Consider the following 22,556-nt stretch of genomic DNA (forward strand, 5'->3'; position numbering starts at 1 on the left):
GCCCAATTTAATGCTTAGGAGAAGATCATGGGTTTGTTCGATAAACTGAAATCTCTGGTTTCTGATGACAAGAAAGACACGGGCACTATCGAGATCGTCGCTCCCCTTTCTGGCGAAATCGTCAATATCGAAGATGTGCCGGACGTAGTGTTCGCTGAAAAAATCGTTGGCGACGGTATCGCTATCAAACCGGCCGGCAACAAAATGGTTGCTCCGGTTGACGGCACCATCGGCAAGATTTTCGAAACCAACCATGCATTCTCTATCGAATCCGACAGCGGCATTGAGCTGTTCGTCCACTTCGGCATCGATACCGTAGAACTGAAAGGCGAAGGCTTCAAACGCATCGCCGAAGAAGGCCAGCGCGTCAAGAAAGGCGACGTCGTTATCGAGTTCAACCTGCCTCTGCTGGAAGAGAAAGCCAAGTCGACCCTGACGCCGGTCGTTATCTCCAACATGGACGAGATCAAAGAGCTGATCAAACTGTCCGGCAGCGTAACCGTTGGCGAAACCCCGATCATCCGCATCAAGAAGTAATCGAAGTTATCGCGAATGAGCAGTAAAAAACGGCGCCCTCGGCGCCGTTTTTTTATCCCTTCGGGGTATCCCCATCTCGCTGCGTCATGACGACCAGCGCGGCACGCGCAGAGTGATGATCAGCCCCTCTTTGTCGCCGTTGCGAGCCTCAACCTGGCCGCCGTGCGCCAGCACCACCTTGCGGGTAATCGCCAGCCCCAGGCCGTAGCCCTTGCCCGACAGCGCCGATTTCACGCGTACGAAAGGATCGAAGATGCTCGACAGCTTCGACTCCTCGACGCCCGGCCCCTGATCGCTGACGGCGATCTGAAACTGATTGTCGACGCGCGACAGCGCCACCGTCACCCGCTGGCCGTGGCTGGAGAAGCGCAGCGCATTACGCACGACGTTATCCACCGCACGCCGCATCAGCTCCGCATTGCCCTTGACGGTGTACTCCACATCCGATTCGGCCTGCAGCACGATATCCACGCCGGGCACCTGCGCCTCGTAGCGCGCATCGCTCACCACCGCGTCCACCAGGCCGTACAGATCGAAATACTCCTCGTCCGGCAAGCTGCTGTGTTCGGTACGCGACAGCGCCAGCAGTTCGCCGATCATTTTGTCCAACCGCCCTGACTCATGTTCGATGCGCTTCAGCGAGGTTTCGACGTTGCCGGCATTCTGCCGCGCCAGACCGATGGCCAACTGCAGGCGCGCCAACGGTGAACGCAGTTCGTGCGAGACATCGTGCAACAGCTGCTCGCGGGCGCTGACCAGCAGCTCCAGCCGCTCGGCCATGGTATCGAAATCGCGCGCCACGTCAGACAACTCGTCATGACGCCGCCGCATATTCGGGTACAGCCGCACCGACAGATCGCCCTGCGCCACCCGATCCAGGCCGCCGCGCAGCTGGCGCATCGGCCGGGTCAGGTTCCAGGCCAGCACGGCGCTGAACAGCAAACCGCCCAGCCCGCCGACCCACAGCATCGGCGCAGGAATGTTGAAGAAGTGGGAACGCCGCTCCGGCCGATACTCTTCCCGCAGCCCGCGCACGTTATAACTCAGCCAGTAACCCTGCCCTTCTCCGGTCTGCACCCAGGCGGAAATCTCTTTCGGCATCCGTCGCCCTTCAAACAGCGGTTCTTCCGGCTCAGGCGGCGGTTGGGTCATCGGCGTAACGGACAGCAGACGCCGATCGTCCTCCGGCCAGTCGCGCATCAGGGCTTCCAGCGCCGGCATGCCGCCACTGCGCAACTGGGTGGCGGCGGAGGTCAGCTGCAGGCCTATCGCCCGCCGCGCCATGGAATTCTCCGGCGGCACATAGCGGTCGCCATAAAGAGAAAACGCCACCCACAAGGCCTGCGTCATAATGAGGAAGGTCAGCCAAAAGCCGAGCAAAATTTTCCAGAACAGTCTTCCGCGCATGTCAGGTTACCGTATGCGATAGCCGATGCTGCGCACCGTCTCGATGCTCAGCTTACTGCCGGCCAGCGCGCTCAGCTTCTGGCGGATATTGCTGATATGCACGTCTACGCTGCGATCATAGGCCTCGCGCGGGCGCCCCAGTCCTTTCTCGGACAGTTCGTCCTTCGACACCACGCGGTCCGGCGCGCGCAGCAACAGCTCCAGCAGATTGAATTCCGAAGCCGTCAGATCAAACGCCTTGCCCCGCCATTCGCTGCTGCGGGTAGAAGGGTTCAGCGTCAGCTCGCCGAAGCTGATGGCGGCCTCGTCCTCCTCCTCTTGCGGCCGCTCTTCGAAGCGGCGCAGCACCGCGCGCAGACGCGCCACCAATTCGCGCGGATAGCATGGCTTGGGCATGTAATCGTCGGCCCCCATCTCCAGGCCAATCACCCGATCGATGTTGTCGCCTTTGGCGGTCAGCATGATGATCGGCAGCCGGCTCTTTTTACGCACGTCGCGCAGCACGTCGATGCCGCTCATATCCGGCAGCATGATGTCGAGGATCATCGCGGTATAGTCGCCCGACAGCGCGCCCTCTATCCCCGCCTTGCCGGTCAGCACCAGCGTGGCGTCGAAGCCTTCGCCCGTCAGGTATTCGCTCAGCATGGTGCCAAGCTCCAGGTCATCGTCGACCAGTAAAATTTTCATGCCTTGCTCCTTCACCGATTTTCGTTATTTTCCCGCCAATTCCGCCGGCCCGCAGCCGGTTTTACTCAATCCTTACACATCGCTCTTGGCGTCTCGCCACCGTTAGTGTGGCCGCTGTCGCGCGATTTCTCTACTTCAGTCATGGCATTGGCGCACGAGCAAGCGGCAGCTAGCACGCAAGCGAGGCTGCCGTCTGTCGGAAGGAAAGGGGGAAATATTCTCCCGACGGAACATACCGCCGGGAAGGAACGGTCAGTCGAACACGCCGGTGGAGAGGTAACGGTCGCCGCGATCGCAGACGATCGCCACCACCACGCTGCCGGGATTAGCCGCCGCGACGCGCAGGGCGCCGGCCACCGCACCGCCGGAGCTGACGCCGCAGAAAATGCCTTCACGCTGCGCCAGCTGGCGCATGGTCTGCTCGGCATCGCGCTGCTCGATATCCAACACCTGATCCACCAGCTCCGGGCGGAAAATACCCGGCAGGTAAGCGGGCGCCCAACGGCGAATGCCGGGGATGCTGCTGCCTTCCGCCGGCTGCAGGCCAATGATCTGCACCTGCGGATTCTGGCTCTTCAGGTAACCGCCCACGCCGGTAATGGTGCCGGTGGTGCCCATGCTGGAAACGAAGTGCGTGATGCGCCCTTCGGTCTGGCGCCAGATCTCCGGGCCGGTGGTGGTGAAGTGGGCATAGGGATTGTCGAAATTGTTAAACTGATCCAGCACCTTGCCCTGCCCCTGGCGCTGCATCTCCAGCGCCAGATCGCGCGCCCCTTCCATCCCCTGCTCACGGCTGACCAGGATCAGTTCCGCACCGTAGGCGCGCATCGCCGCCTGTCGCTCCAGGCTCATGTTCTCCGGCATCAGCAGCTTCAGCGCATAGCCTTTCAATGCAGCGATCATCGCCAGTGCAATGCCGGTGTTGCCGCTGGTAGCCTCGATCAGCACGTCGCCGGGCTTGATCTCCCCGCGCAGCTCCGCTTGCTGGATCATCGCCAACGCGGCGCGATCCTTCACCGATCCCGCCGGGTTATTGCCTTCCAGTTTGACCCATACCTCGCTGCCCGCCTGAGCGGCCAGCCGTTGCAGTTGTACCAGCGGGGTATTCCCGATGCATTGTTCGAGCGTTGTCACGATCTTTGCCTGTGTGTTGGTGTGCGTAAAGTAAAAAGGCAACCCCGGGGTTGCCTTAAAGAAAAGGACTGGCTAAAACCTATCAGGCGCTTTTGGCTAACGCAACAGGTTGCAGCAGTTGATCGCCGGCATACAGCCGCGCATTGAGGCTGCCGACGTAATAACGGCCGCCGCGCACCGGCGTGGCGTTGCCTTCCGGCAACACCACGCTGATCGGTTCCTGATGCCAGCCGATCGGCTGCACCGTCAGCTGCCAGAAATGGCCGCGCGGGCTGACTTCCAACACCTGAACCGGCAGTGGGCAGCGCTCGCTGCTCTCGGTCGCCACTTCCATTTCCCACGGGCGCAGGAACAGATCGACGCTGCCCTGGTGCATCGGCTGGAACGACAGCGGCCACTGGTGCGCGCCGACGAACAGCTGGGAGCCGCGAATTTCGCCGTTCAGACGGTTCACTTCCCCCATAAACTCCAGCACGAAGCGGCTGGCCGGCTCGCGCATAATCTCCTCCGGCGAGCCAACCTGTTCGATATTGCCCTGACTCATCACCACGATGCGGTCGGCCACTTCCATCGCCTCTTCCTGATCGTGGGTGACGAACACGCTGGTGAATTTCAGCTCTTCATGCAGCTGACGCAGCCAGCGGCGCAGCTCTTTGCGCACCTGCGCATCCAGCGCGCCGAACGGTTCGTCCAGCAGCAGAATCTGCGGTTCTACCGCCAGGGCGCGCGCCAGCGCCACGCGCTGTTTCTGGCCGCCGGACAGCTGCGACGGGTAGCGATTGGCTAAATGGCCAAGCTGCACCATGTCCAGCAACTGAGTGACTTTCTGTTTGATCGCCGCGGCATTCGGCCGCTCGCGGCGCGGCAGCACGGTCAGGCCGAAGGCGATATTGTCGAACACCGTCATGTGGCGGAACAGCGCATAGTGCTGAAACACGAAGCCCACGCGCCTGTCGCGCGCGTGCATGTGGCTGACGTCGGTGCCGTGGAAGCCCAGCTTGCCGCCGCTCTGGCTTTCCAGCCCGGCGATGATGCGCAGCAGCGTGGTCTTGCCGGAGCCGGATGGCCCGAGCAGCGCCACCATCTCGCCGGAAGCAATATCGAGCGAGATATCGTTCAATACCTTGGTGCGACCGAAGTACTTGTTGATGCCGTTAATCTCAATGCTCATGATTTTCCTCCCGCTCGAGACGCGCGTTTTGACGTTCCAGACGCCACTGCAGCGCGCTCTTCAAAAATAGGGTAACAATCGCCATCAGGGTCAACAGGGCGGCGGCGGTAAAGGCCCCGACGGTGTTGTAATCCTGCTGCAACAGCTCGACCTGCAGCGGCAGGCTGTAGGTTTCGCCGCGAATCGAACCGGACACCACCGACACCGCGCCGAACTCGCCGATGGCGCGCGCGTTGGTCAGCACCACGCCGTACAGCAGCGCCCAGCGAATGTTGGGCAGCGTCACGCGGCGGAACATCTGCCAACCGGACGCCCCCAGCAGAATGGCGGCCTCGTCTTCCTGGCTGCCTTGGCTGAGCATCATCGGCACCAGCTCGCGCACCACGAAAGGACAGGTGACGAAGATGGTCACCAGCACCATGCCCGGCCAGGAGAACATGATCTGGATGTTATGCGCATCCAGCCAGCCGCCCAGCAGGCCGTTGCTGCCGTAAAACAACAGATAAATCAGCCCCGCCACCACCGGTGAGACGGCGAACGGGATATCGATCAGCGTCAGCAGCAGCTGGCGGCCGGGGAAGGTGAAACGCGTCACCAGCCACGCCAGCAACGTGCCGAACACCAGGTTGAACGGCACGGTGATCAGCGCGATCAAGACCGTCAGCCAGATGGCGTGCAGCATGTCCGGATCGAGCAAGTTGCTCCACATCGCGCCAAACCCTTTGGAGAAGGCCTCGGCGAAAATCGACATCATCGGCACCACCAGCAGCAGCACCGAAAACAGCGTGCCGATGGCGATCAACGTCCACTTGCCCCAGTTGACGCGCGGGCGCTCGGCGCCGTTGAAGGCGGAAACATCAGCCATCAGTGCCCTCCTCCCAAACGTCTGCCGAAGCGGCTTTGCAAGACGTTAATGCTGAACAGCAGCAGCAGCGACGCCGCCAGGATCACCGAGGCGATGGCGCTGGCCGCCGGGTAATCGAACTCCTGCAAACGCACAAAAATCATCAGCGAGGTCACTTCCGTCTTCCAGGCGATGTTGCCGGCGATGAAAATCACCGCGCCGAACTCGCCCAGGCTGCGGGTAAAGGAAATGGCGGTGCCGGCCAGCAGTGCCGGCGCCACCTCAGGCAACACCACGCGGCGAAAGCTCTGCCAGCGCGTGGCGCCCAGCGTCTCGGCCGCCTCTTCGTATTCCGGCCCCAGCTCTTCCAAAACCGGCTGCACGGTGCGCACCACAAACGGCAGGCTGGTGAACGCCATCGCCACCGCGATCCCAAGCCAGGTGAAGGTGACCTTAATGTCAAAGTGCGCCAGCCACTGACCGTACCAGCCAGTGGTGGAAAACAGACCGGCCAGCGTCAGGCCGGCCACCGCCGTCGGCAGCGCGAACGGCAGATCGATCAGGCCGTCCAGAAGCGAACGGCCGGGAAAACGGTAGCGCGTCAGGATCCAGGCCATCAGCATGCCGAACACCGCGTTGAACAGGCTGGCGACGCCGGCGGCCAGCAGCGTCACTTTGTACGCCGCCACCACCTGCGGGTTGGAAATCACTTCCCAATATTGCGCCAGGCTCATCTGCGCCAGCTGCATCACCAGCGCACTGAGCGGCAGCAGCAGGATCAGACAGGTATAAAACAGGCTGCTGCCGAGGCTGAGGCCAAATCCGGGCAGCACCCGTTTACTGGACGACAACGCCAACATTTACTTGCGCCCTGCCGCTAACAGCTGATCCAACTCGCCGCCGGTGGCGAAGTGAGTTTTCATCACCTGCGGCCAACCGCCGAACTGGTCTTCCACCCGGAACAGTTGGGTGTCCGGGAATTGCCCTTTCGCCGCCGCCATCGCTTTCTGGTCATAGACGCGGTAGTAGAAGCTGGTGATCACCTGCTGCGCCGCCGGGCTGTAGAGGTAGTTCAGATAGGCTTTGGCCGCCTGCTCGGTGCCGTTGCGCTCTACGTTTTTGTCGACCCAGGCCACAGGAAACTCCGCCAGAATATCGACCGGCGGCACGATCACTTCGTACTTGTCTTCACCGTATTGCTTGCGGATGTTGTTCACTTCGGACTCGAAGCTGATCAGCACGTCGCCCAAACCGCGCTCGACGAAGGTGGTGGTCGCACCGCGGCCACCGGTATCGAACACCAGCACGTTTTTCAGGAAGCGGGTCATAAAGGCGCGGGTCTTGGCCGCATCGTTGCCGTCAGCCTGGTTGGCGGCGCCCCAGGCGGCCAGATAGGTGTAGCGGCCGTTGCCGGAGGTTTTCGGGTTCGGAAACACCAGCTTCACGTCGTCACGCACCAAATCGTTCCAGGTGTGGATGCCCTTCGGGTTGTCCTTGCGCACCAAAAATGCCATGGTGGAATAGAACGGCGAGCTGTTGTTCGGCAGGCGCGCCTGCCAGTCTGCCGGGATCAACTGCCCGCGATCGTGCAGGATCTGCACGTCGGTGATCTGGTTGTAGGTCACCACGTCGGCCCGCAGGCCCTGCAGGATCGCCAGCGCCTGCTTCGACGAGCCGGCGTGCGATTGTTTGATGGTCAGCTTGTCGTTCGGATGCTGTTGATTCCACTGCTGTTCAAAGCCGGGATTCAGCGCGACGAACAATTCACGGGAAACGTCATAAGAGCTGTTCAGCAATTCCGCCGCCGACGCGGCGCCGCTCGCCAACAGCGCAGCCGCCAGCCAACCTTTCAGCACGAGATTTTTAACCCGGTTTTGTTTCATTCTGCACCTTATCACTGAGTCATTCCTTCAGGCTTTCGCCTTATTGACGACCAGTGTATTTATAACTCGGTGCGGAGCTGTAACGCTTTTATATACCGTTTAGTGATTTACAAGCATCAAACGCTATAAGGCAGGGAATGCGAGGCGTTTTGAGGCGGGAAAACAGACCGAAGCCGGACGCGCCGGCTTCGGCGACGGCGTCAAAGTGACAGCAGGCGCGTCAGCGATGGCGCAAAGTAGTAGCTGCCGGTGACCGCACGGCTGAAACGCAACATCGCGTCGCGTTTGCCGTCCAGATCGCCGAACATGCTCAGCAGCTGCTGCTCGATATTGTGCAAGCGCGCACAATAGGCGATGAAGAACAGGCCGTGCTTGCCGCTGGCGGTGCCGTAAGGCAGGCTCTGGCGCAAAATTTTCAGGCCCTTGCCGTTCTCTTTCAGATCGACGCGGCTGACGTGCGAGGTATCCGGGCGCTGATCGGCCGGCAGCTCTTCGCTGTCGTGCTTGGTGCGGCCGATGATCTGCTCCTGCTGTTCGGTGGTAAAGCGCTGCCACTGGCGCAGGTTGTGCTCGTAGCGTTGCACCAGCACATAGCTGCCGCCGGCGTCCTCTTCGCCTTCGGCGATCGTCGCCACTGCCGGGCGCTGGTCGCCCTGCGGGTTTTCGGTGCCGTCGATGAAGCCGCTCAGATCGCGCTCTTCCACCCAGCGGAAGCCGTGGGTTTCTTCTTCAATCTTGATGACATTGCCGAACGCCGCCAGCGCCGCCTGCGCCAGCGTGAAGTTGACGTCGTGGCGCAGCGACTGGATGTGGATCAGCATATCGCGCTGGGTGGCCGGCGCCAGCCCTTTGCCGAGCGGCGTGAACGGCTTCAACTCTTTCGCACCCTGGCCGCTGGAGAGATCGTGCCAAACGTCGTAACCGAAAGCGATCACCGCGCCGAGGCGCGCATCGGGGAACTGCTGCTGCAGCTCGCTCAGGGTCTGACAAAACTGCTTGCAGCCCTGGCGCAAGTCGGCGAATTCGCCCTGTACGCTGGCTTCCATAAAAATGGCGAAACGGCAGTGCTCCAGCAGAATGCCGCTCTGAACCTGTGTCATGTTGTTATCCTCAATACCAAAACCAGGCAACAGGTATGGCGGTTGACGCGCGGGTTCCCTGTCACAAACGCGCGCTATCATACCGCAAGCGCGGACGATTGCCTTGCAGCAGCGCAAAGAAAATAGGGGTAATGGCTTGAAAAGGCAGGCGCCGCGAACCGGCGCCCGTTGAACACGTTACTGCTGCGGCTTGGCGTGCCAGATGATTTTGCTGACCGTCCAGCTTTTCAGGGTGTCGTCCGGCGGAATGATATCCTGCGCCCCGGCCCACTTGCCGCTGAAGATGTAGGTGACGTACTTGCTCTGCTCCGCCACGCATTCCACTTTACCGGCGTCTTCGCCGCTGCCCGGCTTACAGGAGCCGAACGCCTTGCTGTACATATCGCCGAACGGCGTGCCGAGCTTGTTGCCCCACTCCGTCGCCACTTTCGGATCCAGCACGTCCACGCGCTGCAGGCGCCCTTTCGGTTCGCCGGTGATCACCAGTTTCACTTCGTCGCCGGACAGCGCCTGGTAATAAGAGACGATCTGGCCGTTGTTGGTCGCCATGCCGCCGCGCAGGCGGTAGTTGCCGTCCAGCCCGTCATTGATGGCGCTTTCCGACATCGGCGTGCCGGCGTTGAGCTTGCCGACGCCCTTGGCGCCGACCTCCAGGCTGCTGCCGAACCAGTTGAACGGCGACAGGCTGGACCAGGAGAAATTGGACATGCTCGAACAGCCGGTCAGTAACAGCGGAAGCCCTAACAACAGGGGGCGAATATTCATCTCTAGCTCCTTAGACATCAATGGCACGGCGCGGTAGCCCGCGCCTGCCGCACTCGGCGTTTTGCTGCATGCCAGCCTCTCACAACGGCCCGCACTACGCCAACGGTTGCCAGCTTGGAGTGCGGAAAATGCGAAAAGTGCCGCACTTCTCGGCAATTAGTCGGCCTGCTCCGCCGGCGCGAAACAGGCTTTCAGGCGCGCATTCAGCAGCAGATAGCTCAGCGCCAGCGCGTCGAGCAACACCAACGCCAGCTCCAGCCCCGGCGCATCGCCGTCCTGGCGCCACAGGCTGAACAGCGAGCCGCCGAGCGACGCCAGCAGCGAGACAGCCAGCCCCCAGCGCCAGCAGCGCCACAGCCGCGGCCATTGGTGGCGACGGCCGCTCAGCAAAAACGCCAGCGCCGCCGGCAGGCCGAGCAGCATGCCGTACCAAAAGCGTTGGGTATCCGGATAAAACAGCGCCAACAGGCTTTCGCCCTGCTCACGTGAAGCGCCGGCCATCACGAACAACAGCCAGGTGCGCGCCTGCAAAATCAGCACGGCCCAAAATCCCAGCGGCAGCCGCAGCGCGCCATGCTGGTCGTAATCGTCCGGGGAAAACCGGGGGGAGAATGGCTTCAACGCTCGTTCCTTGCCACAGAATAAAGACTATGGCTACAGATGGGCGCCGCCAGCGAGAATTTCAATGCGTCGGCTTAAGAAGCTCTTAAGATCGGCGTGTTTTAATCCTTATCACCAAGCAAGCACCCGATATCAGCGGGATGTGATTTTCGATAACGATAAGGAAGCGCAACATGAAAAAACTGACTCTGGCTGCTCTGATCGCGCTGTGCAGCGCACCGGTACTGGCGCAACAAGGCGGGTTCCTCGATCCGGCCGCGCCGCAGGCACAAACGCAAGCCGCTCCGCAGGGCGGTTTCTCCGGCCCCAGCGCGGCGCTGACCACCGTGGACAAGGTGAAATCGCTGAGCGACGACACCTGGGTGATGCTGCAGGGCAACATCGAGCAGCGCATCGGCGACGATACCTACACCTTCCGCGACGCCACCGGCACCCTGACGGTCGAGATCGATCGCAAGCGCTGGAACGGCCAAACCGTCACACCGAAAGACAAGGTGCAGTTGGAAGGGAAAGTGGATAAAGACTGGAGCAGCGTGGAAGTGGACGTAAAAACCGTCAAAAAGCTGCCGTAATGCGCTGCGGCGGGCGGGCTATACCGCCGTCCGCCGCTCGATCAATATTCCTGATCTTCGATCAGCCGCTTGCCCAGGCTGGTGATGCCCTGGATCTCGTAGCCGAGCTTCTCGTACATCTCAACCACCGTGTCGTTGTCTTCGCGCACCATGATCTGGATTTTCGGGCAGCCGCGGGCGATCAGCTTCTTCTCCAGACGGTTGATCAACGCATTGGCGATGCCGCGCCCGCGATAGTCGGGATGCACCCCGAGGTAATACGCCGAGCCGCGGTGCCCATCATAGCCGCCCATCACCGAACCGACCACTTCGCCGCCGACTTCCGCCACCAGAAACAGCTCCGGATCGTGGTTTAGCTTGCGCTCGATGTCCATCTCCGGATCGTTCCAGGGCCGCAGCAGATCGCAGCGCTCCCACAGGGTAATGACTTCTTCAAAGTCGTCTTGTCGAAATACGCGAATTTCCATCGATGTTGGCCGCTGTTAATTAAGGTGTTTATCTGATTATCGCGTGATTATTCACTTACGCAATATCAAACTGCGATTTAGCGCGCTATTTGCCCGGGAATCGCCGGTAACAAGCGTAATAAATGGAAATAGTTATCGGGTCGATTAATGATTATCAATACGATATAACGTCGCAAAATAGAAACGTCGACGGAGCGTTGCGTCATGAAAAAGCAGGGTAAACCCTTCCTCAATTTTAAACCGCTTGCCGTTTCCCCGACGCGACGCCAACTTTTGCTTTCCGGCCTGGCGGTAGCACTGTTCGGCGTGAAAAGCCAAAACGCCAAGGCGGAAGGCCTGCTGCGCAATCAGCACAGCAAACCGGCGGCGAAACCGGCCGGCGGCAAAAAGCGGGTGATGATCGATCCCGGCCACGGCGGCATCGACTCCGGCGCGGTCGGCCACGAAGGCTCGCAGGAAAAACACATCGTGCTGGAAATCGCCAACCACGTGCGCCGTTTCCTGCATGAGCACGATCACGTCGAGGCGCGCCTGACGCGCGAAGAAGACGAATTCATTCCGCTGTTCCAGCGGGTGGAGATCGCCCACCAGCACCAGGCCGATCTGTTCATTTCGATTCACGCCGACGGTTTCACCAGCCCGTCGGCCTCCGGCGCTTCGGTGTTCGCCCTCTCCAACCGCGGTGCCAGCAGCGCCATGGCGCGCTACCTGTCCAACCGTGAAAACGCCGCGGACGACGTGGCGGGCGGCAAGTACAAGGATCAGGACAACTACCTGCAGCAGGTGCTGTTCGATCTGGTGCAAACCGACACCATCAACAACAGCCTGACGCTCGGCCGCCACGTGCTCGGCCAAATTCGCCCGGTGCACCATCTGCACAGCGACAGCACCGAACAGGCGGCGTTTGCGGTGCTGAAATCCCCGTCCATCCCCTCGGTGCTGGTGGAAACCTCGTTCATCACCAACCCGAACGAAGAGCGGCTGCTGGGCACCACCGCGTTTCGCGAGAAAATCGCCCGCGCCATCGCGGACGGCATCATCAACTTCTTCGACTATTTCGACGCACACCAACGCAAACCCCGCTGATGCCGCGGGCGGCGAATAAGAGTATACTCAGCGCCTTGTTCAGCCAGACGCTATAAAGACCCCGCATGAGTTTACCTAACATCGCTGAAGTAAAATCCTTCCTGCTGGCGCTGCAGGATCACATCTGCGCGCAGCTCGCCCAGGCCGACGGCGGCGCCGTGTTCACCGAAGACCAATGGACGCGTGAAGAAGGCGGCGGTGGCCGCAGCCGCGTGCTGACCAACGGCGCGGTGTTCGAACAGGCGGGGGTCAACTTCTCGCACGTCTCCGGCGCCACCCTGCCGGCCTCGGCGACCGCGCACCGTCCGGAACTGGCCGGGCGCAGCTTCCAGGCGATGGGCGTCTCGTTGGTTATCCACCCGCTCAGCCCCTATGTACCCACCAGCCACGCCAACGTGCGCTTCTTCATCGCCGAAAAACCGGGCGAGGCGCCGGTGTGGTGGTTCGGCGGCGGTTTTGACCTGACGCCGTTCTACGGTTTCGCAGAGGATGCCGTGCACTGGCACCGCACCGCGGCCGAGCTGTGCGCGCCGTTCGGCGACGAGGTTTACCCTAAATACAAGCAATGGTGCGACGATTACTTCTTCATCAAGCACCGCAACGAAGCGCGCGGCATCGGCGGCCTGTTCTACGACGATCTGAACACCCCTGATTTCGACCATTGTTTCGCCTTCACCCGCGCGGTGGGCCAGGGCTTCCTCGACGCCTATCTGCCGATCGTCGAAAAACGCAAGGCCTTGACCTGGGGCGAGCGCGAGCGCCAGTTCCAGCTGTATCGCCGCGGCCGCTATGTGGAATTCAACCTGGTGTGGGATCGCGGCACGCTGTTCGGGCTGCAAACCGGCGGGCGCACCGAGTCCATCCTGATGTCGATGCCGCCGTTGGTGCGTTGGGAATATAACTACCAGCCGGAGGCCGACAGCCCGGAAGCGGCGCTGACGCGCGATTTCCTGCCGGTGCGCGACTGGCTGCAGGAGCCGAAATGATGCAGATTTGGGTCGATGCGGACGCCTGTCCGAACGTGATCAAAGAGGTGCTGTTCCGCGCCGCCGATCGCACCGCCATCACCGTGACGCTGGTGGCGAACCAGCCATTGCGCACGCCGCCGTCGAAGTACATCCGTTCGCTGCAGGTGGCGGCCGGTTTCGACGTGGCCGATAACGAGATCGTGCGCCGCTGCGAAGCGGGCGATCTGGTGATCACCGCCGACATCCCGCTGGCGGCGGAGGTGATAGAGAAAGGGGCGGTGGCGCTGAACCCGCGCGGCGAGCGCTATACGCCGGACACCATCCGCGAGCGCCTCAACATGCGCGATTTTATGGATACCCTGCGCGCCAGCGGCATTCAGACCGGCGGCCCGAACGCCCTGAACCAGCGCGACCGCCAGCAGTTCGCCAACGAGCTGGACAAATGGCTGCTGCAGGCGAAACGGGCGCAGTGACTGCGCCCTGCTCTGCTGCGGTTTAGAAGCGCACCTCCCCGCCGAAGATATAAGTCCGCCCACGGGCGGTGTTGGCGGCCGTCGCGTCATCTCCCTGGATCGGTAACATATTCAGTTTGTTCAACGCCTCTGAATAGCTCTTGTTCATCACGTTTTGCACGCTGAATTTCAACATGACATTACGGTTGATCTGATAAGTGCTGTACAGGTCGATAATGGTAGGAATGTTCGGCATTTCCTGTTTCAAGATTTCACCGGTCACTTCGCTCTGTTCATAATCCGGTGACAGGCGACGCGTTTTGCCCGTGTATTTCACGATGCTGCCGACGGTCAACGATTCATCAAGGAAACGCACTCCGGTATCCAGCGTAAAGTACATATCAGGCAGTTCATTGATATCCCCGGCGCCGAAGTAGGTGCTGGCGATGGAGGTCGGCTGCTCGGTGTGCTGCTTGCTGAAAGAAGCGCGCGCGAAGGCTCGGCCGGCGTCATAGTTGGCTTCAACCTCAACACCATGCATGCGCACCGGCGTCAGGGAGTTGACGTAGATGTACATGTTGTCCGAGTAATCTTCGCTCGCATCGGCCCAATCGTTTTCCAGATTTTCGCGATAGCTGCATTTCCGTCCATTGCGGCACACCATGTAGGATTCACTGAAGATGTAATTGCGCACTTTACTGGTATAACCCACGACCTTAAGGCGCAATGAGTCTTCTTTCACCAGCAGATCATGCCCGTTGGCGTTGAATCCGGCCTGCCAGGTTTCCGCTCGCTCACCTTTGAGGAACGGATTCATCGATGCGCCACCCGAGTTGGAATAGAACACTTCTTGAATGTTCGGCGCACGCATCGACTTGCTGTAGCTGACGAACGGCTGCAACCACGGCGTCACCTGCGCTGACAGCATGACCGAAGGATTGAACCCCTGCTCTTTCAAATTGATGTTCGCCGCCCCCTGAGGGAAACACTCCACGCGATAATCGCATTCAGGCTTATAACCGGTCAGCTTATTGCTGGTGTAGTTCAGGTTGAGATCGAGCTGATAGATATCCCGGTTAAGCTGCAGGCCGGTATATAAACTGCCGATTCGCTGCTCGCCCGATGGCGCGAAGGTGTTATTTTCTATCGCTTCCTGTGCCGTCTGCGCATTCTCTATCGCCGATTCAACATGTTTGCGGTATTGGTTGCGCATCAGCTTACCGCCATAACTGAAGGCAACATCGGTATTCAATAGACTGAATCGGCTGGTGTTGTTGATATCCAACGCATCGGAGCGGTTTTCTGCGTTGGTGTTAAAGAAGGTGAACAGCGATCCGCCGTTGTATTTCTGATTGCCTTTGCTGGTACTGACGGTGAGGTTTAAATCCACCAACTCTGAAAACGGCGCATAGTGATATTTAAGATAAAGGTCATGGCTATCGATATCGCGCCGAGAAAAGCGATTTTGATAGTTCCTGGCGGAAAACTCGATGCTATTGAACTCGTTTGGTTTGATATCCAGTTTGAACAGCTGTGACTTAGGATTTTGTTTCATAAATTCATCATACCCAAAATCTTCGCTGCTCATACCGTCGCCATTATTGAAGTTCGAATAAATGGAACTCCCACTGAACGCGGCCATCGCGCCAATGCTGCCGGTATCGGTGAACGCCTGCCCCTTACCGGCGACGGCGATCATACCGCTGCGACCAATGCCATTGCTGCCGACCGAGAATTTGGTTCTCACGCCGAAAGGATTGCCAGAAAAGATCACATCATCGACACCAATAGTGCGGAAGTTGGCGCTGCCCGCCAACGCATTCACACCACTGCTGCCACTGCTCTCACCTCGCGCCACATCCACACCGACGATGAAGTTGGGGTCAATCAAAACGCCTGCCTGATTATTGGTCGAACCGTGTGACATCACGCCAGACGTAGAAGTGCCGTAATAGTTCTGGGTAATGCCGTCGATCATGGTGTTGACCCGGCCGAAGCCGCTCAGGCCGCGAATATTGACGCTGACAGCTCCCTGACTGGGATCGATCTGAGTATAGGTGCCCGGCATGCTGCGCAGAATGCTGTCTACCGACTCCAGATTTTTGTTTTCATCGCGCGAGCTGAACGCGCCAGGCCTCGCCAACGCCTCTTTTTCACTGCTCTTGCCGCCGTCGGCGGCCGAGACGTTAAGCGGGCTGAACGCCACGCTGCCTTTATTATTTTCCGCCTGTTCCTGCGCGGCCGCAGCCGGCCCGTACAGCGCCAGTCCCGCGCCGATCAGGCTCGCTATCATTTTGATTTTCATATATCCCCAGAAATAGCCAATAAGGTTTGATGGCCGACAATGCCCAGCAAAAAGCCCGCCGAAACGCGCGATAAAAGATTGTTATTGTTTTATTGCGCCGCAGCGTGCCGCGGCGCTGAAGATTATTTCTGCGTCTGCCGATCCGCCGCCAAAATAAAGGCGTACTCCAGCGCGCCGTTTTCCAGCCGCGCCAGGCGGCCCGATTTGCCGCCGTGGCCGGCGGTCATGTCGGTGGAGAGCAGCAACAGCGAATCGCCCTGTTTGAAACGCCGCAGCTTCGCCACCCATTTGGCCGGCTCCCAATACTGCACCTGCGAGTCGTACAAACCGCTGGTGACCAGCAGGTTCGGATAATGCTGCTTGCGCACGTTGTCGTACGGGCTGTAGGACTTCATCAACGCATAGGCGGCCGGCTGGTGCGGGTTGCCCCACTCCTCGTATTCCCCGGTGGTCAGCGGAATGCTGTCATCCAGCATGGTGGTCACCACGTCGACGAACGGCACCTGCGCCACCACCGCGTTGTACAGCTGCGGCGCCTGATTGATCACCGCCCCCATCAGCAAACCGCCGGCGCTGCCGCCCATGGCGTAGATGCGTCCCGGCTGGCCGTAGCCGCCGTTGATCAATGCCTGGGTGGCGTCGATGAAATCGTTGAAACTGTTCGGTTTGTGCGTCAGCTTGCCCTGTTTGTACCAGCTCTGCCCCAACTCGCCGCCGCCACGCACGTGGATCAGCGCATAGACGAAGCCACGATCCAGCAGGCTGATACGGTTGGCGCTGAACGCCGGATCCATGCTCATGCCGTAAGCGCCATAGCCGTAGACCAGCAGCGGGTTATGCCCGTTTTTGAACAGCGATTTGCGATACACCAGCGAGACCGGCACCTTCACGCCGTCGCGCGCCGTGATCCAAATGCGTTCGCTGTGATACAGGCTGGGATCGACGCCTTTCACTTCCTGTTGCTTGAGCAGGGTGCGCTCGCCCTTATTCAGATCCCACTCATAGGTGCGGGTCGGCGTGGTCATCGCCGAATAACCGTAGCGCAACCGATCGCTGTCCGGCTCCGGGTTATAGCCCAACCAGGCCATGTAGCTGGCGTCGTCGAACGGGATGGCGCGCTCGGTTTTGCCGTCCCAGCTGATTTGCCGCAGCTGCACCAGCCCGTTGGCGCGTTCCTGCACCACCAGCCAGTCGCGGAACAGGCTGAAGCTTTCCACCTCGTGCTGCGCCTGCGGCGCAATCAGCGTCTGCCAGGGTTTGCCCGCCGCCGCCGTGCGGTACAGGCCGAAGTTCGGATCCTGATGGTTGGAACGCAGATAGAACTCGCCGCGGTAGTGATCGAGATAATACTCGCGGCCGTTTTGCCGGTCGGCGAACAGCTGCGGCTCGCGCTGCGGCTGGTTGGCGTCGATCAGGCGCACTTCAGAGGTGGTGTTGCCGCTGATGGTAAGTATCAGGTAGTCACGCGAAGAAGAACGGCTGAGGCTGAGGTAGAACGCCGGATCGTTTTCCTGATACACCAGCTTATCTTCCGCCGTCGGCGTGCCGTACCGATGGCGATAGACCTGGTACGGCAACAGCGTTTGCGGGTGGTTGCGCACGTAGAACAGGGTTTGGCTGTCGTTGGCCCACACCATGTTGCCGGAGGTGTTTTCCAGCGTTTCCGGCGACCAGCGTTCGCTGCCTAACTCGCGCAGGGAGATGCGGTATTGGCGGCGGCCCTGCAGATCTTCGGCCACCGCCAGGCGGCGGTTGTCCCGGCTGACGTCCATCGCCCCCAGGCGATAATAGGCATGGCCGGCCGCGCGCTGATTGGCGTCCAGCAAGGTTTGCCACGGCGCGTCGGCGGTGAGCGCCTGGCGTTGATACCGCGCGAAATCTTTACCGGCGGCGTAGCTTTCCTGATAGCGATAGCCGTTGAGCTGATACGGCACCGAACGATCGTCTGGGTTCATGCGGCCCAGCATCTCCTGATACAGCGTGGCGCGCAGCTTTTGGTACGGCGCCATCATCTGCTCGGTGTAGCGGTTCTCCGCCTTCAGGTAGTCCAGCACCTTCGGCTCTTTTCGGCTGTCGTCGCGCAGCCAGTAGTAATCGTCGGTGCGCGTCTCGCCGTGCGCCGTCAGCACTTTCGGCGCCCGTTCCGCCAACGGCGGCTGCGGTTGCGCCAGCGCGGCGCCGGCGAGGCCTAAAGAAAGCCAGAGCGCGGCCGCGATGCGGCGACGCGGGGTGAATAACAGCGGATTCATAATCCCTCACGAAGTTTGAAAAGGCGGACGGCGGCGAGGCGGCGTCTGCGGGCATTAACGGCGGGCGTTCAGCTCCGCCAGATTGAAATCGATCGGCATCCTTACCCTGATGGCCCCCTGCTGGAGCATCTCCGGCGGCGGCGGCGGCAACGGCTGCGCGCGCGACACCACCGCTACCGCTTCCCGATCCAGCGACGCGGTGCCGGAACGCGCCAGCAGGATCACGTTTGATACCCGCCCCTGCGCGTCGACGCTGAAACTGACCTGCGGCATGCCGCTGCGCCGGCGGTTGCGGGCATCCGGGGGATATTCCTTGATGCGGTTCAGCTTGCCCTTCACCAGACTCTCCCACGACAGCTTGGCCTGCGCGCTGCTGTTGGCATCGCTGTTGATCGGCGCGGCGGTTTGGTGGGAGAGCGTCTGCGCCTGCGGCGCGGCGGCGCTGGACGCGGCGGCGTTGCGCGTCTCTTTGGCCTGTTCCTGCGGTTTCGGCTGCGCTTTTTGCGGGGGGCGGTGCTCGGCGCGCTTCTTCTGCGCCGTCACGATCTTCGCTTTATCGGCGCGCGCCAGCTTGGGCAGATCCGGCTGTTGCTGCTGCTCAGCGGGCTGCGCCGCGGCGGACTCCGCCTGCTGCACGCCCAGCGGCAGCGGTTTGCTTTCCGGCGCTTCAATCTGCGCCGCCCAGCTCATCATCACCGCCGGCGGCGGCAGGGCCACCGGCTCCCGCGCCGTCTGCGGCCAATAAAACAGCAGCACCAACGCCGCGTGCGCCGCCAGGGCGAGCAGCAGGCCGCGCGCCCAGCGCGGCTGCGGCAGCTCAAAGGCCGGAAGGGAATAAGACTGACTTAACATAGGGGCATTAGCTTGCTTAATTGCGAATGATTGCAGATCACATTTACTAATGATAATCATTTGCAACTATAATTAACACCCCTTTTCACTGCCTTAACGTATTCATTTCACTGATGGTGTGATCCACAGGTAGTCCGCCGTGTTCGCATCGACCTGTACGCCCGGCTCCGCCAGCATCAGCACCGTCGGCGCCGCCGCCGGTTGCAGATCCCGCACGTGCAGCGGCACGCCCACCGATTTGGCGGCGTGATAGCCGCCGGCGATCAACAGCGCGGGCGTGGGCGCCGCCAGCAAACGTTCCGCCATGCGCCGATCGCGCTGCTGCTGGATCGCCAACATTGCGTGCAGTTGGTCGGCCTCAATCTTGCCGCCGTGCGAAGTGCGGATGGTCTCTTCCAACGCCTTGCGCACCGCCGGCTGCGCCGATAGCTGCCCCGCCGGGAACTGCGGCTGCTGATAGAACGCCGTAATCTCGCTGCGATCCAGGTTGGCTGACCACAGCGGGTATGGCGCGCGCATCGCCGCCATCGTCACCCCGCCATACAGTTCCCACTTCCAGCCCGGCTGCCAGGCGATCAGCTCCGCCACGCGGCCGTCACGCACTGTGGGGTCGCTCTGCAGCCACTGCTTGACTTTGTCCACCTGCGCCTGCTGGTTCGGGTTGATCATCTCCATCAGCACGCTGCCCTGCGGCCGCCGCTGCGGCAGTTGCTGCAACAGCCATTGCTCAACCTGATGGTGGTAAGGATTGTCATGTTTTTCCCCGACGATCACCCGCGGCTGCTGCGCCAATCGCGTCAACAGCTGCTCCGGCGTCAGGCTCGCACCGCTGTGCAGATCGGTGATGCTCCCCAAACTCGCGACGTCATTGGCCGGCGCCTTCACCGGCGTTTGGCTGCAGGCGCCGAGCGCCAAGGCCGCCAATAAAATCAGATATCTCATCATGTTGCCCCATTATCGAAAATGGCGACATTATAGATAATAATTATCATTTGCATATAGATCCGACTTAACGATTTTTTACGCGGCGATCGCCGGTGGCGCATTGCGTTAAAAAGGCATTACGGGTATAACCAATAGCCATTCAGATATTTAGACGTCTATACGGATAGATTATTATGCACGCATCGGCGCCCGCCGCAGGGCAGTTCAAACGCAGCATGAAGGCCCGGCACCTGGTGATGTTGTCGCTGGGTGGCGTGATCGGCACCGGGCTGTTTTTCAACACCGGTTATATCATCTCTACCACCGGGGCGCTCGGCACGCTGCTGGCCTACCTGATCGGCGCGCTGGTGGTGTATCTGGTGATGCTGTGCCTGGGTGAGCTGTCGGTGGCGATGCCGGAAACCGGCGCCTTTCACGTCTACGCTTCGCGCTATCTGGGGCCGGCCACCGGCTATGCCGTCGCCTGGCTGTATTGGCTCACCTGGACGGTGGCGCTGGGCTCCAGCCTGACCGCCGCCGGATTCTGCATGCAGTACTGGTTCCCGCAGTCGCCGGTGTGGCTGTGGTGCCTGATCTTCTGCGCGGCGATTTTCCTGCTCAACGTCGTGACCACCCGTTTTTTTGCCGAAAGCGAATTCTGGTTTTCGCTGATCAAAGTGGTGACCATTCTGGCGTTCATCATTCTGGGCGGCGCCGCCATGTTCGGCCTGCTGCCGATGAAAGACGGCACGCCGGCGCCGTTCCTGCATAACCTGACCGCTTCCGGCTGGCTGCCGCACGGCACGCTGCCGATCCTGATGACCATGGTGGCGGTGAACTTTGCCTTCTCCGGCACGGAACTGATCGGCATCGCCGCCGGTGAAACCGAGAACCCGGAGAAAGTCGTGCCGCTGGCGATCCGCACCACGGTGATCCGCCTGATGCTGTTCTTTATCGGCACGGTCTTCGTGCTGGCGGCGTTGATCCCGATGGATCAGGCGGGGATCGTCAAAAGCCCGTTCGTGCTGGTGTTTGAACGCATCGGCGTGCCTTACGCCGCCGATATCTTCAACTTCGTGATCCTGACCGCCATCCTGTCGGCGGCCAACTCCGGCCTGTACGCCTCGGGGCGCATGCTGTGGTCGCTGGCCCACCAGCGCACCCTGCCGGCCTACTTTGCGCGCGTCAATGCGCGCGGCATTCCGATCAACGCCCTGACCTTCAGCATGCTCGGCGGCGTGCTGGCGCTGCTGACCAGCGTGATCGCACCGGACACGGTGTTCGTCGCCCTGTCGGCGATCTCCGGCTTTGCGGTGGTGGCGGTGTGGCTGAGCATCTGCGCCGCCCACTATGCTTTCCGCCGCGCCTATCTGCGCAGCGGCCAGCCGATAAGCGGCCTGAAATACCGTGCGCCCGGCTACCCATTGACGCCGATCCTCGGCTTTGCGCTGTGCCTGCTGGCCTGCATCGGGCTGGCGTTCGATCCGGAGCAGCGCATTGCGCTCTACTGCGGGCTGCCGTTCGTCGCCCTGTGCTACCTCACCTATTTCCTGACCCGGCGCGCCGGGCAAAAAACCGCTTTGGGAGAACAACATGTCGGTTAACAACCCCGTCGCCCGCCTGCTGGCCGAGCACCCCGCGCTGATCCTGGACGGCGCGCTGGCCACCGAACTGGAAGCGCGCGGCTGCGATCTGACCGATCCGCTGTGGTCGGCCAAGGTGCTGATTGAAAATCCCGAGCTTATCTATCAGGTGCATCTCGATTATTTCAACGCCGGCGCCCAGTGCGCCATCACCGCCAGCTATCAGGCCACGCCGCAGGGCTTCTTGCGCCGCGGCCTGGATCAGGAGCAATCGCTGGCGCTGATCGCCAAAAGCGTGCAGCTGGCGCAACGCGCGCGCCGCGATTATCTGGCCGAACACCCGCAGGCCGCGCCGCTGCTGATCGCCGGTTCGGTAGGCCCGTACGGCGCCTATCTGGCCGACGGCTCGGAATACCGCGGCGACTATCGGCTGGCGCAGGATGACTTCATTGCCTTCCACCGCCCGCGCCTCGCCGCGCTGGCCGCCGCCGGCGTCGATCTGCTGGCCTGCGAAACGCTGCCGTCGTTCGCTGAACTGCAGGCGCTGCTGACGCTGCTGCAGGAGTTCCCGACGCTCGGCGCCTGGTTCGCCTTCACCCTGCGCGACAGCCAACACCTCAGTGACGGCACGCCGCTGACGGAGGTCATGTCCGCACTGCGCGGCAACCCGCAGGTGTTGGCGATCGGCATCAACTGCATCGCGTTGGACAAGGTCGCCCCGGCGCTGCGCCAACTGGGCGCGCTGGCCGACAAACCGCTGCTGGTCTACCCGAACTCCGGCGAGCACTACGATGCGGTGAGCAAAACCTGGCACGCCTGCGGCGGCGAACACGGCAGCCTGGCCGATCAGGCGACAGAGTGGCGCGCGCTCGGCGCGCAATTGATCGGCGGCTGTTGCCGCACCACCCCGCAGGATATCCGCGCCATCGCCGCGCGCTGCAAGGCATAA

22 protein-coding genes are annotated in these 22,556 nt (G+C 61.2%); 7 read left to right on the plus strand and 15 right to left on the minus strand.

Annotated features, from left to right (window positions below):
* Positions 1–27 precede the first annotated feature (27 nt).
* Complete coding sequence (gene crr, locus ACJ8IJ_RS05745; RefSeq protein ID WP_004936467.1) at positions 28–537, plus strand: PTS glucose transporter subunit IIA; 510 nt, start codon at positions 28–30, stop codon at positions 535–537.
* 84 nt (positions 538–621) lie between these two features.
* On the opposite strand, the gene ACJ8IJ_RS05750 is transcribed toward crr, so the two are convergent.
* From ACJ8IJ_RS05750 to ACJ8IJ_RS05795, 10 genes are all read right to left on the minus strand, one after another.
* Positions 622–1,944, minus strand: coding sequence for an ATP-binding protein (locus tag ACJ8IJ_RS05750; RefSeq protein ID WP_342579428.1), 1,323 nt, complete (start codon positions 1,942–1,944; stop codon positions 622–624).
* 6 nt (positions 1,945–1,950) lie between these two features.
* The gene (locus tag ACJ8IJ_RS05755; RefSeq protein WP_004936474.1) at positions 1,951–2,631 is read right to left on the minus strand and encodes a response regulator transcription factor; all 681 of its coding nucleotides are present in this window, start codon (positions 2,629–2,631) and stop codon (positions 1,951–1,953) included.
* Positions 2,632–2,883: 252 nt separating this feature from the next.
* On the minus strand, positions 2,884–3,765 hold the full coding sequence (gene cysM / locus ACJ8IJ_RS05760) for a cysteine synthase CysM (protein ID WP_004936477.1): 882 nt from the start codon (positions 3,763–3,765) through the stop codon (positions 2,884–2,886).
* An 82-nt stretch (positions 3,766–3,847) separates the two neighbouring features.
* The gene (gene cysA, locus ACJ8IJ_RS05765; protein ID WP_004936479.1) at positions 3,848–4,936 is read right to left on the minus strand and encodes a sulfate/thiosulfate ABC transporter ATP-binding protein CysA; all 1,089 of its coding nucleotides are present in this window, start codon (positions 4,934–4,936) and stop codon (positions 3,848–3,850) included.
* Complete coding sequence (gene cysW, locus ACJ8IJ_RS05770; RefSeq protein ID WP_004936482.1) at positions 4,926–5,801, minus strand: sulfate/thiosulfate ABC transporter permease CysW; 876 nt, start codon at positions 5,799–5,801, stop codon at positions 4,926–4,928. The genes cysA and cysW overlap by 11 nt, the downstream gene beginning before the upstream one ends.
* Positions 5,801–6,640 (minus strand): sulfate/thiosulfate ABC transporter permease CysT, encoded by an 840-nt coding sequence (gene cysT, locus ACJ8IJ_RS05775; RefSeq protein ID WP_004936486.1) that lies wholly within the window; start codon positions 6,638–6,640, stop codon positions 5,801–5,803. Before cysT ends, cysW begins: the two co-directional genes overlap by 1 nt.
* The gene (locus ACJ8IJ_RS05780) at positions 6,641–7,663 is read right to left on the minus strand and encodes a sulfate ABC transporter substrate-binding protein (RefSeq protein ID WP_049188786.1); all 1,023 of its coding nucleotides are present in this window, start codon (positions 7,661–7,663) and stop codon (positions 6,641–6,643) included. It abuts the gene before it with no gap.
* 200 nt (positions 7,664–7,863) lie between these two features.
* On the minus strand, positions 7,864–8,763 hold the full coding sequence (locus ACJ8IJ_RS05785) for a Dyp-type peroxidase (RefSeq protein WP_004936493.1): 900 nt from the start codon (positions 8,761–8,763) through the stop codon (positions 7,864–7,866).
* 177 nt (positions 8,764–8,940) lie between these two features.
* Positions 8,941–9,528 carry an RpoE-regulated lipoprotein gene (locus ACJ8IJ_RS05790; protein ID WP_004936494.1) on the minus strand — a complete coding sequence of 196 codons (588 nt, stop codon included), beginning with the start codon at positions 9,526–9,528 and terminating at the stop codon, positions 8,941–8,943.
* Between the two features lie 156 nt (positions 9,529–9,684).
* Positions 9,685–10,149 carry a DUF2919 domain-containing protein gene (locus ACJ8IJ_RS05795; protein ID WP_286093497.1) on the minus strand — a complete coding sequence of 155 codons (465 nt, stop codon included), beginning with the start codon at positions 10,147–10,149 and terminating at the stop codon, positions 9,685–9,687.
* Positions 10,150–10,322: 173 nt separating this feature from the next.
* Between ACJ8IJ_RS05795 and ACJ8IJ_RS05800 the strand changes: the two genes are divergently transcribed.
* Positions 10,323–10,721 carry a YgiW/YdeI family stress tolerance OB fold protein gene (locus ACJ8IJ_RS05800; RefSeq protein ID WP_033632426.1) on the plus strand — a complete coding sequence of 133 codons (399 nt, stop codon included), beginning with the start codon at positions 10,323–10,325 and terminating at the stop codon, positions 10,719–10,721.
* A gap of 41 nt (positions 10,722–10,762) precedes the next feature.
* Here ACJ8IJ_RS05800 and ACJ8IJ_RS05805 read toward each other — a convergent pair whose 3' ends face one another.
* Positions 10,763–11,188 (minus strand): GNAT family acetyltransferase, encoded by a 426-nt coding sequence (locus tag ACJ8IJ_RS05805; RefSeq protein WP_004936504.1) that lies wholly within the window; start codon positions 11,186–11,188, stop codon positions 10,763–10,765.
* A 204-nt stretch (positions 11,189–11,392) separates the two neighbouring features.
* On the opposite strand from ACJ8IJ_RS05805, the gene amiA reads away from it, so the two are divergent.
* The 3 genes from amiA (at position 11,393) to ACJ8IJ_RS05820 (ending at position 13,715) form a co-directional block, all read left to right on the plus strand.
* Positions 11,393–12,274, plus strand: coding sequence for an N-acetylmuramoyl-L-alanine amidase AmiA (gene amiA, locus ACJ8IJ_RS05810; protein ID WP_021505629.1), 882 nt, complete (start codon positions 11,393–11,395; stop codon positions 12,272–12,274).
* A 65-nt stretch (positions 12,275–12,339) separates the two neighbouring features.
* Positions 12,340–13,260: an oxygen-dependent coproporphyrinogen oxidase gene (gene hemF, locus ACJ8IJ_RS05815; RefSeq protein ID WP_015378680.1), complete on the plus strand. Its 921-nt coding sequence runs from the start codon at positions 12,340–12,342 to the stop codon at positions 13,258–13,260.
* Positions 13,260–13,715 (plus strand): YaiI/YqxD family protein, encoded by a 456-nt coding sequence (locus ACJ8IJ_RS05820; RefSeq protein WP_004936514.1) that lies wholly within the window; start codon positions 13,260–13,262, stop codon positions 13,713–13,715. Before hemF ends, ACJ8IJ_RS05820 begins: the two co-directional genes overlap by 1 nt.
* A gap of 22 nt (positions 13,716–13,737) precedes the next feature.
* Here ACJ8IJ_RS05820 and ACJ8IJ_RS05825 read toward each other — a convergent pair whose 3' ends face one another.
* The 4 genes from ACJ8IJ_RS05825 to ACJ8IJ_RS05840 all read right to left on the minus strand — a co-directional run bounded on the left by ACJ8IJ_RS05825 (position 13,738) and on the right by ACJ8IJ_RS05840 (position 20,042).
* Positions 13,738–15,999: a TonB-dependent receptor domain-containing protein gene (locus tag ACJ8IJ_RS05825; RefSeq protein WP_442518344.1), complete on the minus strand. Its 2,262-nt coding sequence runs from the start codon at positions 15,997–15,999 to the stop codon at positions 13,738–13,740.
* A 122-nt stretch (positions 16,000–16,121) separates the two neighbouring features.
* Positions 16,122–18,248, minus strand: a complete 2,127-nt coding sequence (locus tag ACJ8IJ_RS05830; RefSeq protein ID WP_442518345.1) for a S9 family peptidase — start codon at positions 18,246–18,248, stop codon at positions 16,122–16,124.
* Between the two features lie 54 nt (positions 18,249–18,302).
* Positions 18,303–19,100, minus strand: coding sequence for a TonB family protein (locus ACJ8IJ_RS05835; protein ID WP_442518346.1), 798 nt, complete (start codon positions 19,098–19,100; stop codon positions 18,303–18,305).
* 102 nt (positions 19,101–19,202) lie between these two features.
* Positions 19,203–20,042 (minus strand): ChaN family lipoprotein, encoded by an 840-nt coding sequence (locus ACJ8IJ_RS05840; RefSeq protein ID WP_049188790.1) that lies wholly within the window; start codon positions 20,040–20,042, stop codon positions 19,203–19,205.
* A 176-nt stretch (positions 20,043–20,218) separates the two neighbouring features.
* Between ACJ8IJ_RS05840 and mmuP the strand changes: the two genes are divergently transcribed.
* Together mmuP and mmuM are read left to right on the plus strand one after the other, a co-directional pair.
* Positions 20,219–21,628 (plus strand): S-methylmethionine permease, encoded by a 1,410-nt coding sequence (mmuP, locus tag ACJ8IJ_RS05845; protein WP_015378686.1) that lies wholly within the window; start codon positions 20,219–20,221, stop codon positions 21,626–21,628.
* On the plus strand, positions 21,618–22,556 hold the full coding sequence (gene mmuM / locus ACJ8IJ_RS05850; RefSeq protein ID WP_442518347.1) for a homocysteine S-methyltransferase: 939 nt from the start codon (positions 21,618–21,620) through the stop codon (positions 22,554–22,556). Before mmuP ends, mmuM begins: the two co-directional genes overlap by 11 nt.

The organism is Serratia sp. CY40230, from assembly GCF_052168835.1.
In the GTDB taxonomy this organism is placed as follows: Bacteria; Pseudomonadota; Gammaproteobacteria; order Enterobacterales; family Enterobacteriaceae; genus Serratia; species Serratia nematodiphila.